This is a genomic window from Pseudonocardia sp. EV170527-09, assembly GCF_008369905.1.
In the GTDB taxonomy this organism is placed as follows: Bacteria; Actinomycetota; Actinomycetes; order Mycobacteriales; family Pseudonocardiaceae; genus Pseudonocardia.
Window position 1 is genome coordinate 1 of record NZ_VRMC01000120.1, and the last position, 12,106, is coordinate 12,106.

11 protein-coding genes and 2 pseudogenes are annotated in these 12,106 nt (G+C 76.4%); all 13 read right to left on the minus strand.

Going from position 1 to position 12,106, the window contains the following annotated elements; translation table 11 throughout:
• Positions 1 to 1,674: pseudogene (locus tag FVA95_RS25460) on the minus strand (PPE domain-containing protein); the annotation flags it as partial.
• Complete coding sequence (locus FVA95_RS25465; protein WP_149666401.1) at positions 1,671 to 2,036, minus strand: hypothetical protein; 366 nt, start codon at positions 2,034 to 2,036, stop codon at positions 1,671 to 1,673. The gene FVA95_RS25465 and the pseudogene FVA95_RS25460, both read right to left, overlap by 4 nt.
• A 139-nt stretch (positions 2,037 to 2,175) precedes the next feature.
• Entirely contained in the window at positions 2,176 to 2,682 is a 507-nt protein-coding gene (locus FVA95_RS25470; protein ID WP_149666402.1) for a hypothetical protein, read from the minus strand.
• A 298-nt stretch (positions 2,683 to 2,980) separates the two neighbouring features.
• The gene (locus FVA95_RS25475; RefSeq protein WP_149666403.1) at positions 2,981 to 3,565 is read right to left on the minus strand and encodes a GNAT family N-acetyltransferase; all 585 of its coding nucleotides are present in this window, start codon (positions 3,563 to 3,565) and stop codon (positions 2,981 to 2,983) included.
• Between the two features lie 4 nt (positions 3,566 to 3,569).
• Entirely contained in the window at positions 3,570 to 5,348 is a 1,779-nt protein-coding gene (locus tag FVA95_RS25480) for an acetyl/propionyl/methylcrotonyl-CoA carboxylase subunit alpha (protein ID WP_149666404.1), read from the minus strand.
• Between the two features lie 115 nt (positions 5,349 to 5,463).
• Positions 5,464 to 5,898 carry a hypothetical protein gene (locus FVA95_RS25485; RefSeq protein ID WP_193564422.1) on the minus strand — a complete coding sequence of 145 codons (435 nt, stop codon included), beginning with the start codon at positions 5,896 to 5,898 and terminating at the stop codon, positions 5,464 to 5,466.
• Positions 5,895 to 6,788 (minus strand): DUF692 family multinuclear iron-containing protein, encoded by an 894-nt coding sequence (locus FVA95_RS25490; RefSeq protein ID WP_149666405.1) that lies wholly within the window; start codon positions 6,786 to 6,788, stop codon positions 5,895 to 5,897. Before FVA95_RS25490 ends, FVA95_RS25485 begins: the two co-directional genes overlap by 4 nt.
• 88 nt (positions 6,789 to 6,876) lie before the next feature.
• Entirely contained in the window at positions 6,877 to 7,827 is a 951-nt protein-coding gene (locus FVA95_RS25495; RefSeq protein ID WP_149666406.1) for a TIGR04222 domain-containing membrane protein, read from the minus strand.
• Between the two features lie 168 nt (positions 7,828 to 7,995).
• Complete coding sequence (locus FVA95_RS25500) at positions 7,996 to 8,460, minus strand: SufE family protein (protein ID WP_149666407.1); 465 nt, start codon at positions 8,458 to 8,460, stop codon at positions 7,996 to 7,998.
• Positions 8,457 to 9,347, minus strand: a complete 891-nt coding sequence (locus FVA95_RS25505; protein WP_149666408.1) for a sulfurtransferase — start codon at positions 9,345 to 9,347, stop codon at positions 8,457 to 8,459. The genes FVA95_RS25500 and FVA95_RS25505 overlap by 4 nt, the downstream gene beginning before the upstream one ends.
• Before the next feature lie 40 nt (positions 9,348 to 9,387).
• Positions 9,388 to 10,005, minus strand: coding sequence for a nucleoside triphosphate pyrophosphatase (locus tag FVA95_RS25510; protein WP_149666409.1), 618 nt, complete (start codon positions 10,003 to 10,005; stop codon positions 9,388 to 9,390).
• A gap of 11 nt (positions 10,006 to 10,016) precedes the next feature.
• Positions 10,017 to 11,831 (minus strand): helix-turn-helix domain-containing protein, encoded by a 1,815-nt coding sequence (locus FVA95_RS25515; RefSeq protein ID WP_161992441.1) that lies wholly within the window; start codon positions 11,829 to 11,831, stop codon positions 10,017 to 10,019.
• A 146-nt stretch (positions 11,832 to 11,977) separates the two neighbouring features.
• A pseudogene (locus FVA95_RS25520) lies at positions 11,978 to 12,106 on the minus strand (IS110 family transposase); the annotation flags it as partial.

Genomic DNA, 12,106 nt, shown 5'->3' on the forward strand with positions numbered 1-12,106 from the left:
CGCCGTCCCCGACGACCCCCTGGAGCAGCCCGATGCCCGACCCCGGCGTCCTGCGTCCCGAGGCCCGGTGGCGGGGCAGTGCGGTGCGACGGCGTGGCCGGTGATGCGGGGGTCGGTGACGTGGGGCTTGGTGACGTGGGGGTGGGTGGTGTCGGGGCCGGTGGGCTGGGCGCCCGCCGCGCTCCCGGGGGTCGGGCCGCCGCTCGTGGGCCGGTCCGGCGCGTTACCGCCGGCCGTGTGGTCGTCGGGCCCGGTGGGCGTCGCGCCGTGCGGGGCGGGATCGCCGGTGGCGCCGTCCGGGACGGGGCCGTCGTGCGTCGACGGCGGCAGCCCGTCCGCGGCACCCGTCGCCGGCACGCCGCTGGGGGCGCGGGTGCCGCTGGTCGTCGCGTCGCCGGACGGCGGGCGGTGCTCGGCTCCGCTGGTCGTCGTGTCGCCCGGTCGGTCCGGGGTGTCGTCAGGGGGTGGTGTGTCGTCCGCGCACGGTGCGTCGTCGTCAGAGGACGGAGTGCCGCCACCGGACGGAGTGCCACCACTGGGTGGTGGGGTGCCGCCCTCGGGAGGTGTGGTGCTCCCGGGCGGCGGTGCCCCGTCGTCGGCGGCGCTGCCCGGTGGCGTCCCGCGGCCGGTGGTGTCGCCGTCGCCGGAGGGGCTCCGCCCGTCCCGGGCCTGCCGTTCCCGACGGATCGTGGCGCCGATCAGGATCCCGGCGCCACCGAGCGCCCCGCCCGCGAACACCGCGGCGGTCACGGCCGTGCCGCCGTCGTCCCGGCCATCGCGGTCGCCCGGGGTGCCGGCGTCGCCCGCCGGGGACGCCGGAGCGGCCCCGGAGTCACCGGTCTCGGAGTCACCGGTCCCGGGACCGGTGTCCGTGGCGGGGGTGCCGCCGGTGCGGGGCGCGTCGGTCGTGGCGGTGTCCGCGTGATCCCGCCCGGCGGAGGGCCCGCCGACGTCGATCGGCCGCGCACCGGGCACCCCGGCCCGTCCGTTACCGGTCAGCACCGCCGCCGTGAGCCCGCCGAAGCCGATCCCCGCGAACACCGTCGTCCCCGACCCCGCGCCGTCCACCGGGACCGGACCCGTGTCGTCGCCGGCGCCGCCGTGCGGGGGCACGCCGGGGGGCGGGGCCGGGACGGCGGGGGAGGCGGCTGCGGCGCCGTCGTGGGTCACGACCGGGGCCGCGCCCCAGCCGGTCCACGGTGCGCCGGTGGCGTGGGTGTCGTCGTCGTAGCGGATCATGAGCTCCGCGGCCCGACCGGCCGAGTTGCCCGCGGCGAGGTCGGCGGCCGCCCAGTCGTCGAGCAGGGCCGGGCCCACGGGTGCGGTCTCCGGCGGTGCCGGGGCCGCGGCGGCCGGCATCCGGGCCCGCAGGTCCGCGGCGAGCCCGGCCTGGGTGGCGAGTGCGTCGGCGGTGCGCTCGGCGTCGGCGGCGGCGGAGACGACCCAGCCGTCCAGGGTCCCGAGCGCCACGGTGACGCCGTCCGCGGCCGTGCCGGACCATCCCCCCGGCAGGCCGCGGACCTGGCCGGACAGCTCGCAGTGGACGTCGGCGAGCGCGGCCGCGGCGTCGCGCCACGCCCGTTCCGCCCCGGCCGACGCCGCGGGCCCCGGACCGGCCGCCACCATCGCGGCGATCTCGGCGTGGCCGAGCCCCGCCCAGCGCGGCGCGGTCACCGGGCGCCGCCGTTCAGCGCGTCCGTCGTCGACTCCTCGGTGCGGGTGTAGGCCCGACCGGTGGCAGCGGCCGCGTCGCGTGCCCGCAGCAGCTCCGCGTGCACCGTGCGCAGCCGGCCGATCGCCGCGTCCGGGCCGTCCGCGGCGTGGACGGCGTAGCGGGCGGCGGCCTCGGCGCTGGCCGGGTCACCGAGCCAGGGCTCGACCCGGCGGGCGTCGGCGTCGAGGGTGCGCAGCGCGGCGGCCAGCCGGGACGCGGCCCGGTCGAGTGCCTCCGCCGCCCCGGCCGGGGCCGCCGGGTCGACGCGCAGGTCCGGGGAGATGTCGGGCACGTCGGCCTCCGGTGCGGACGGGCGGATCACGGACGGGCACACGCTAGGCCGGCACCGGTCGTCGCCGCGGGGGTTCGGCGGGGACCGGTCGCGATCGCGAAGCCCGCACACGACGACACCCCCGTCCGCGACCGGTGGGTACCGGTGCGGACGGGGGTGTGCGTCGCGGTCAGGCCGCCGTCACCTCGGCCGGGGCCGGGACCTCGACCGGAGCGCACCCGCGGAGCGGGCACGGCGGTGGGGCCCAGGGCCGTGGTGTCCCGTCGTGGGCGGGAACGGTCCCCGCGAACGGCCACCGGCCTGCGAAACGCTGCAGGTACCAGTAGACGAACAGGTGGTCCGGCTCCTCCGGGGCGGTGACGAACAACGCGCGTCCGCCCAGGTCGGTGACCCAGGCGGCGTACTCGTTCGAGACCTGGCCCGGTGGGCGCGAGGCCCGCCGGGTGAGGAGCCAGTCCTCCGCCCGGGTGCGCCAGGTCGCCAGCGCGGTCGGGTGCAGGGTGGCCCCCGGGAGCTCCCGGAGGTTGGCGGTGAAGGTGCCGATCAGGACCCCGCCCGCGCCGTACGCGGAGGAGGTCAGGGTGAGCAGGGAGTGCGGGCCCGGGATCGGGCCGTCGGTGTGGACATGCGTCGTGACGTGGAACGTCGGCGACGCGGGGTCGAACTCTGGGGGCATGACGGATCCTGTGACGTCTCGGTCGAACTGGGACGGCTCACGGCGCGGCAGGGCCTGCGTGGTGAGCGGATCCGCGGCGCGGTACTCCGCGTGGCGGTAGTTCCGGGCCCCGTGGATCGGGCACACGGGTCGGCTGTGGAGTTGTCGTGGGTACTGCTCGGTGCATGCCGCGGGCGCCGGACGGCGTGCGCGACACACCGGGGACGCTAGATCGGCCGGGCGTGCCGGTCAACGGGCCGTGACCCGCTCGGCACGGCCCGTCGCCACGGACTGCGGAGGGTGAGCGTGCCGGACCGGGTCAGCCCTCGTCCGCCAGCCGCCCCAGCACGACGACGTCGACCCGCTCGCCGTCGACGGTCCACGCCTCCCGCAGCCGGCCCTCAGGCACGAATCCCAGCGCCGCGGCGACGGCGGCGGAGGTCCGGTTCGGCTCGGCGTGGCACCAGGTGACGCGGTGCAGCCCGAGCCCGCCGAAGGCGAAGCGCACGACCGTCCCGGCCGCGGTGCGGGCCAGGCCGCGTCCGCGGGCGGCGGGCAGCGTCCAGCAGCGCAGCTCCGCGGTGCCGTGGGCCAGGTCGAGGTGCTCCAGGGTGATCTCGCCGAGCATCTCCCCGGTCGTCGGCTCGGCGACGGCCCAGGCGCAGCGGGTGCCGCGGGCCCAGCCGTCGATCCGGTCGGCGACGTGCGCGGTCACCTGTGCGTCGAAGTCCGGGGCCGCGGGGTCGGGCCGGTTGCGCCAGCGCCGGATCTCCGGGTCCCGGCAGGACGCGGCGACGGCCGGGCGGTCGTCCACCCGGCCGTCGTGCCGCAGCCCGCGCAGGTACCAGGCCCCGGCGTTGATCTCGACCGGGTCGAGCACCGGGTCGAGCACCGGGACGGGCACCGCGTCAGTCCTTGATCTCGCAGATCACGGTGCCCTGGGTGACCGAGGAGCCCTGCTCCGCGTCCAGGCCGGTCACGGTGCCGGCCTTCGTCGCGGTGACCGGGTTCTCCATCTTCATCGCCTCGAGGACGACGATCAGGTCCCCCACCTCGACGGTGTCGCCCTCGGAGACCGCGACCTTGATGATCGTGCCCTGCATCGGCGCGGTGACGGCGTCGCCCGAGGCCTTCGCCCCGCCGCCGCCCTTGCCGCCGCGCTTGCGCGGGGCCGCCTTGGCCGCGCCGCCGCCGTTGCCGCTCCCGCCGAGGGCGAGGTCGCCGGGCAGCGAGACCTCCAGGCGTCGCCCACCGACCTCGACGACGACGGTCTGCCGCTCGCCGGAGGTGTCCTCGGCGCCCGCACCACCCTCGAACGGCGGAACGGTGTTGTTCCACTCGGTCTCGATCCAGCGGGTGTGCACGGTGAAGTCCTCGAGGGTCTCGGCGGCGTAGGCCGGGTCCTCGACGACGAGACGGTGGAACTCGAGCACGGTCGCCATGCCCTCGACCTTGAACTCGGCCAGCGCGCGCCGGGCCCGCTGCAGCGCCTGCTGCCGGTCGCTGCCCCAGACGATCAGCTTCGCCAGCAGCGAGTCGAACTGGCCGCCGATGACCGAGCCGTCCTCGACGCCCGCGTCCATCCGCACGCCGGGCCCGGCCGGGTACCAGATCCGCTCGACGGTGCCCGGCGCCGGCAGGAAGTTCCGCCCGGCGTCCTCGCCGTTGATGCGGAACTCGATGGCGTGCCCGCGCGGCTCCGGGTCGCCGTCGAAGTCCAGCTCCTGGCCCTCGGCGATCCGGAACATCTGGCGGACCAGGTCGATCCCGGTGGTCTCCTCCGAGACCGGGTGCTCGACCTGCAGCCGGGTGTTCACCTCCAGGAAGGTGATCATGCCGTCCTGGCCGATGAGGAACTCGACGGTGCCGGCGCCGTAGTAGCCGGCCTCCTTGCAGATCGCCTTCGAGGCCTCGTACAGGGTCGTGCGCTGCTCGTCGGTCAGGAACGGCGCGGGCGCCTCCTCGACGAGCTTCTGGAAGCGGCGCTGCAGCGAGCAGTCACGCGTCCCGACGACGACCACGTTGCCGTGCTGGTCGGCCAGCACCTGGGTCTCGACGTGGCGCGGCTTGTCCAGGTAGCGCTCGACGAAGCACTCGCCGCGACCGAACGCGGCGGTGGCCTCGCGGACCGCGGACTCGTACAGCTCGGCGATCTCGGAGCGCTCCCGGGCGACCTTCATGCCGCGCCCGCCACCACCGAAGGCCGCCTTGATCGCGACCGGCAGGCCGTGCTCGTCGGCGAAGGCGATGACCTCGTCCGCGTCCTTGACCGGGTCCTTGGTGCCGGGCACCAGCGGGGCGCCGGCCTTCAGGGCGATGTGCCGCGCGGTCACCTTGTCGCCGAGGTCGCGGATCGACTGCGGCGACGGGCCGATCCAGGTGAGGCCGGCGTCGATCACGGCCTGGGCGAAGTCGGCGTTCTCCGACAGGAAGCCGTAGCCGGGGTGGATCGCGTCGGCGCCGGACTGCTTCGCGGCACCGATGACCTTCTCGATGTCGAGGTAGGACTCGGCGGCGGTGGAGCCGCCCAGCGCGAAGGCCTCGTCGGCGAGACGCACGAACATCGCGTCCCGGTCCGGGTCGGCGTAGACGGCGACGCTCTCCAGTCCCGCGTCCTTCGCTGCTCGGATCACGCGTACGGCGATCTCTCCCCGGTTGGCGACGAGCACTTTGCGCAGTGCGGGCACGGTCGAACTCCTCCGGTCACGGCGCCGGCCCGATGCTCCGGCGCAGGGTTACGGGGGAGTGTAGGAGCCGCGGGCCGGGAAATTACCGGTGGGGAATGTGGTGATGGCAACGCCCTCACCCGTCCGTGCCCCGCGACTCCGTTCGTGATCGGTCCAGGCGTGACCGGTGCCACCACCGTGCGACCCGGCTGCGGGGCCGCGGGGCGGTCCGGCCGTCGTAGTGCAGCGCCGCCTCGCGCGCGGCCAGCTCACGTCGGGCGCCCGCACCGAGCCGTCCGGCGGCCGCCAGCTCGCGGGCCAGGTCCCAGCCCTCCCGCTGGGCGCCGTAGGGGGCGACGCCGTCGAAGCGGGCGGCGAACCGGGCCTGCCAGTCCGCCCCGGCGTCGACGGCGAGCAGCGGCCACGCCGCGGCGACGAGCCCGGCCCGCTTGCGCAGCAGGGCGGCCCGGGCCGCGGCCAGCCGCGCCTCGTCGAACCCGGCCGGGTTCGCCCCGCCCGCGACGAGCGCCGCCACCAGCTCGGCCTGCCGTTGCGCGAGGTCCCCGCTCACGTCGTGCCCGTCCGGTCCGCGGCGGGCGCGGCCACCGGCCCGGCCCCGTGGCCGGAGTCCGGACCCGTCCGGCACGGCGACGCGTGCCCGGCGGCGGCCGCCACGGCGTCCAGCTCCGCGCGCAGTTCCGCGGCGGGCGGGTAGCGGCCGTCGCGCTCCAGCATCACCGGCGGCGGCACCGGCAGCTGCGCCACGGTGTGGGTCAGCAGCGCCAGCACCGCGTCCGGGACGGGGTCGGTGTGGGTGTCGTGCAGCAGCCCCGTCGCGTCGGCGGCGTGCCCGGCGACGTGGCAGTAGGCCACCGCCCCCGGCGGCAGCCCGGCGAGCAGCGCGTCGACGTCGGCCCGCGGGTCGCGGCCCCGGTTGCGGGCGTTGACGTAGGTGTTCGCGACATCGAGCAGCAGCGGCGCCCCGGTCCTGTCGTGCAGCCGGTGCAGGAACTCCGCCTCGTCGAACTCGTCGTCGGGCCAGTCGAACAGCGCCGCGATCGGCTCCAGCGCCAGCGGGACGTCCAGCTCCCCCCGGGTCGCCGCCACGTTCGCGGCGAGCACGTCGAGCGCCTCGCGGGTACGGGGGAGCGGCAGCAGGTGCCCGGCCTCGACCCCACCGGCCCGGGTGAACGCGACGTGCTCGCTGACCAGTGCCGCACCCGTCGCGGCGGCGCAGGCCGCGAGGTGGGCGACCCGCCCCGGGTCGACGCCCTCGGGGGAGCCGGGCGACAGTCGCACCCCGTGCACGACGACCGGCCTGCGCAGCAGCGACGCCGGGACCGCGTCCGGGTGCAGCGACTCGGCGACGACCTCGTGGAGGGCGAGGCCGTCGACGTCGTCGAGGACCGCCGCGATGCCGCTGCGCCAGCCGACCCCGGTTCCGCCCGGGACACCCGTCATGTTCCACCTCCGCCGTACGAGCCGTCCCCGCAGCTTCACACCCCCACGGTGCAGCTGCGGGGACGGCAGATCCGGTTCCCCCGCGGGCTCAGCCGCCGCAGCCGCCCCCGCCGCAGCTGCTCCCGCCGCCTCCGCCGCAGCTGCTCCCGCCGCCGCTGTCACCGCCGGACCAGCCGACGACGCCCCCGCCGTCGGAGGAGCCGCCCCCGCTCGCGGCGGGCGCCCCGCCGAGCGTGCCGACCTTCTGCGCGGCGAGCTCCTCGGCGAAGGCAGGCTCGGCGGCCAGCATCGCGCCGACCCCGAACGCCCCGACCGACAGCGCGGCCGCGGCGGGCCCGACGGCCGTCCAGTCCGGGCGCATCGATGGTGACAGCGCGTCGTGGCGGGACCGGACGGCGGCGAGCGCGGCGTCCCCGGCCCGGGTCCTGGCGGGCACCTGCGTCGCGAGGACCACCGCGAACACCGCGGTGGCGGCGACGAGCACCAGCAGGAACCCGACCGGGCGTCCGCCGCCCAGCCCGGCGGCGATCCGGACCGCACCGACGAGGGCGAGCGCCCCGACCGGCCAGGCGGTCGCCCGGTAGCGGGCCCGGTCGGCCGGGGACAGCAGCAGCCCCGCGGTCTCCAGCCGCTGGGCGGCCCGGGTCAGCTCGGTGCGGACCGGCTCGTGGGTGCCCAGCATCCGGCCCGGGGTCAGGCGCTGCGCGCAGCGGTGGATCGCGCGCTGCAGCGCCGACGCGCCGTGCCCGGGGACCCGGCCCGCCCGCACCTGGCCCGTGGTGCGGCCGGAGGTGACCAGGCTGCCGTCGACGTGCATGGCCGACAGGGCCGCGTACACGGCCAGCTCGGGCCCGCCGTTGAGGTACGCGACGTCCTCGGGCCTGCTGTCGAGGGTGCCGGCGCCGCGCGGATCCCCCTGCGCGATCGCCCGCCGCCGGCGCAGCACGATCCCGGACACCAGGACCAGCGCGACGACGTAGAGGACCAGGAAGGTCTGGCCCGGGATGCCCCAGGTGTCCCCGGTGAGGTTCGTGCCCATCTCCACCACCCCCTGCGGTGAGCGACACTTCGTCGTTCGAAGCAGTGTGCGCCCGCTCACCCCTGGAGGGTGACCGATTTGAGGTGGACTTGAGGAAGGGCCGCGCACGGGGACAGCCGGGGTCACCGACGGTGACCCCGGCTGTCGCTGGAGTGAACTCGTGGGGCCTCAGCCGGTGGCGGCCCGCACCTGGTTCTTGATGCGCGCCAACATCGCGGCGATGCCACGCAGCCGCAGCGGGCTGACGGCCTCGGCGAGGCCGAGGTCGGTGTAGAAGTCGTCCGGGACGGCCAGGACCGTCGCGGCGGGCTGCCCGTCGAGCCCGGTCACCATGATCGAGGCGAACCCGCGGGTGGTCGGCGCCTCCTTCGGCGCGGAGAAGAACAGGTGCACCGGCCGCTCGCTGGGCGGGTCGCCCGGGGTGCCCGCCACCTCGACCGCGAGGAACAGCGGCGACTGGCACTCGTGGACCTGCTCCATGGTGTCCGCGGTGTCGGCGTAGCGCTCGGGCAGCTCCGGCAGCTCCTGGGACAGCTCCAGCAGCAGCTGGAGACGGTCCTTCGGGCCGACCGCGGCGAAGTCCTCGACCAGCTCGGCCAGGTCGGGTGGCAGTGTGCCGGGATCGCCGCTCACGCGGACCCGCGCTCCTGTCCCTGCACGATCGGCACGCGCACGGCGTTGCCCCACTCGGTCCAGCTGCCGTCGTAGTTGCGGACCCGGTCGAAGCCCAGCAGATACGTCAGCACGAACCAGGTGTGGCTGGAGCGCTCGCCGATCCGGCAGTAGGCGACGACGTCGTCGGTGGCCGACAGCCCCTGCTCCTGCTCGTAGATGGCCGACAGCTCGGCACGGCTGCGGAACGAGCCGTCCTCGGCGGCGGCGCGGGCCCACGGGACGCTCGCGGCGCCCGGGATGTGCCCACCGCGGACCGCGCCCTCCTGCGGGTAGTCCGGCATGTGCAGCTTCTCGCCGGTGTACTCCTGCGGGGACCGCACGTCGACCAGCGGCTTGCCCAGGTGGGCGAGCACGTCGTCCTTGAAGGCGCGGATGCCGGAGTCGTCACGTTCGACGACCGGGTAGTCGGCCCGGGCCGGGGTGGGCTTGTCGGTGACCATCTCGCGGCCCTCGGCGACCCACTTGGACCGGCCGCCGTCGAGCAGCCGCACGTCGGCGTGGCCGAACAGGGAGAACACCCACAGTGCGTAGGCGGCCCACCAGTTGTTCCGGTCGCCGTAGACGACGATCGTGGTGTCCCGGCCGATGCCGCGTTCGGACATGATCTCGGCGAAGCGGGTGCCGTCGACGTAGTCCCGGGTGACCGGGTCGTTGAGCTCGGTGTGCCAGTCGACCTTGACCGCGCCGGGGATGTGCCCGGTGTCGTAGAGCAGGACGTCCTCGTCCGACTCCACGACCACCAGCCCGGGGTCGTCCAGGTGCTCCGCCAGCCAGGCGGTGGTGACCAGGCGCTCGGGGTGGGCGTACTCGGCGAGCTTCGGGTCGGGGTCGTGTCCGACAGTCATGGCCGCAGGGTAACCCCGTGCCCCGACACCCACACGCGGGTCAGCCGCGCGGCGCCCAGAGGTCGACGACCGACACCCCGACCGCGCCCAGCAGGCGGCGCAGCAGCGGCAGGCTGATCCCGATCTCGTTGGACGGGTCGCCGTCGATGCCCTCGACGAACCAGCCGCCCAGCCCGTCGAGGGTGAACGCGCCCGCGACCGCCAGCGGCTCGCCGGTGGCGAGGTAGGCCTCCAGCTCGGCGTCGGTCGGCTCGGCGAAGCGCACCCCGGTGCCGGCGTGTCCCTCGGCCTCCTGGGCGACCGCGCCGTCGGCCAGGCGGAGCACCGCGTGCCCGGTCAGCAGCTCCCCGGTGCGCCCGGCCATGGCCTTCCAGCGCCGCCGCGCCGTCTCCGGGTCGTGCGGCTTGCCGACCAGCTCGCCGCCGACGAGCAGCATCGAGTCGCAGCCCACGACCGCGCAGTCACCGGTCAGCCGGTCGGCGACGGCGGCGGCCTTGGCCGCGGCCAGCAGCGTCACCACGGCCGCGGGGGCGGCGTCGGGGTGCGCGGCGAGCAGGGCGTCCTCGTCGACGTCGGAGACCTCCACGGCGGGGTCGGCCCCGGCGGCGCGCAGGACCGACAGGCGGGCGGGGGAGGCGGAGGCCAGAACCAGACGCACGCCGGCAGACGCTACCGGCCCGCCGTCGCGGCGCCGTGGTCCGTCGCCGGGTCGGCGCTGCGGTCCGGCCCGGCGACCCGGTGCAGGCGCAGCGCCAGGTGCAGGTGGAAGCGCCCCTCCGGGGTGCGCCAGTCCGGGCCCAGCAGGTCGTCCACGCGTTCGAGGCGCTGGCGCACGGTGTTCGGGTGCACCGACAGCGCGTCGGCGGCCGGGGCGAGCAGCTCGCCCGCGGCGAACCAGTGCCACAGCGTGTCGGCCAGCCGGGTCCGCCGGCGCCGGTCGTAGTCGAGGACGGGGCCGAGGTGACGCCCGACGATCTCCCGCGACGTCGTGCCGGTCCGGTCCCGGATCACCGCGCCGACCGCGCCGAGCGAGGCGAAGTCCGCGTGCCCGGTGGTGCGGCCCAGGGCGCGGGCCGCGGCGGCGACGTCGGCGGCCTCGGTGTGCGCCCGGCGCAGGTCCGAGGGCCCGCCCGAGGGGCTGTGCGCGGCGCCGACGAGCACCGGTGTCCCGGCCGCGGCGAGCCCGTCGGCGACGAGTGCGGCCGCCCCGGTCCCCGCGCAGCCGGGACCGGTCGTCCCGGCGGAGGCGATCACGCACACGTGCCCGTCGTGCACCGACACCAGCCAGCGGCCCGCCCCGTCCAGGCCCCGGACCGCCCGCGCCGCGGTCACCGCACCGGCCGGTTCGACGTCGACGACCAGCACCGTCGCCGGGACGTCGGGGGAGATGCCGTACTGCGCGAGCCGGCTCCCCAGCGTCGGCCGCGGCGGCACCCGGCTGTCGACGAGCTCCTCGACCAGTGTGGTCTGAGCGGCCTCGTCGGCCTGGGCCAGCGCCCGCTCGACCAGCAGCGCGACCGTCATGAACGCCGAGGCGTGCGCCAGCCGGGCGACGGCGTCGTCGTCGGCGCCCTCCATGACCAGCGTCGCCAGGTGCTCGCCCGCGGTGGTGATCGCGAGCAGCGCGTAGGTCCCACCGCCGGGCAGGTGCGCGATCGCGACGCCGCCGGCCTGCTGGGAGGTGCGGACCGCCGCCCGCAGCCGCCACCCGGCCAGCTCCTCGGGGGTGAGCAGCCGCCGCCCCGTGCGCAACGCGCCGGACGGGTCGTGCAGGGAGAGCGGGTGCCCGACCGACTCGGCGAGCACCGCGAACACCCCGGCCGCCTCGGCGGTGGAGCCGGCCATCGCCCCCATCAGGCGTTCGTCGAGGTGCAGGAGGTGCTCCAGGCGCAGCCGGGCGCCGGGGGCGGAGCCGTCATCGCGGGTGGTGCGCAGGCGGCGGATCTCCTCGCCGCGCCGGGTCTGCTCCAGTGCGACGGCGGCCTGCACGGCCATGTGCTCCAGCGCCGCCTCCGCGGCCGGGCCGAGGACGCGGGGCGCGCGGTGGGCCACCAGCAGCGCCCCGACGACCCGGCCGCCCAGGCGCATCGGGGCGCCCGCGATGGCCCGCACACCCTCGCCGCGCACGATCGTGTCGATCCCGGACAGGTGGTTGAGCGCCCGGTCGGCCAGGTAGTCCGCGGTCGCGACGGTGCCCGCGCCGGCCGCCGCGCGACCGAGCACCCCGGTGCCGAACGGCATCCGGATCGCGCGGTACTCCGGGGTGCGGACGCCGTCGGTCAGCTCGATGTAGGTCGTACCGGAGTGCAGGTCGTTGAGGCTGAAGTAGGCCATGTCCGCGCCGAGCAGAGCCCGGGTGCGGCGCAGGACGGCGCCGAGCATGACGCCCCGGTCGCCGACGTTCGCGAGGTCCACAGCCGTCTGCCCGACGGCCTGCAGGATCGCGTCCTGGCTGGGCTCGGGGAACGGCGGAGCCGGCTTCATGCGCCCGACCCTATGTCTGTCCGCGCCATGTCCTGCGATCAAGACAGGCGCATACGACCATGGACGCCCGACCCCGGCTTCCCGAGACTGGCCCGGCGACGAACTGCCAGAACCCTCCATCGACGAAGGGAATCCGAATGATCGTGTCAAGCCGCGGTAGCGGGTTGTGGTGCGGTTGTGGTGAACATCCTCTGGTCGCGGAGCAGGGCCCAGAGGACGTCGACCAGGCGTCTGGCCAGGGCGAGCAGGGCTTGGGTGTGGATCATTTTTTCGCT

Bases quoted from the DNA above. Each gene is read 5' to 3' on its own strand.
- FVA95_RS25470 (WP_149666402.1), bottom strand. From the start codon at position 2,682: ATGCCCCCAGAGTTCGACCCCGCGTCGCCGACGTTCCACGTCACGACG.
- FVA95_RS25490 (WP_149666405.1), bottom strand. From the start codon at position 6,788: ATGACGGGTGTCCCGGGCGGAACCGGGGTCGGCTGGCGCAGCGGCATC.
- FVA95_RS25495 (WP_149666406.1), bottom strand. From the start codon at position 7,827: ATGGGCACGAACCTCACCGGGGACACCTGGGGCATCCCGGGCCAGACC.
- FVA95_RS25505 (WP_149666408.1), bottom strand. From the start codon at position 9,347: ATGACTGTCGGACACGACCCCGACCCGAAGCTCGCCGAGTACGCCCAC.
- FVA95_RS25515 (WP_161992441.1), bottom strand. From the start codon at position 11,831: ATGAAGCCGGCTCCGCCGTTCCCCGAGCCCAGCCAGGACGCGATCCTG.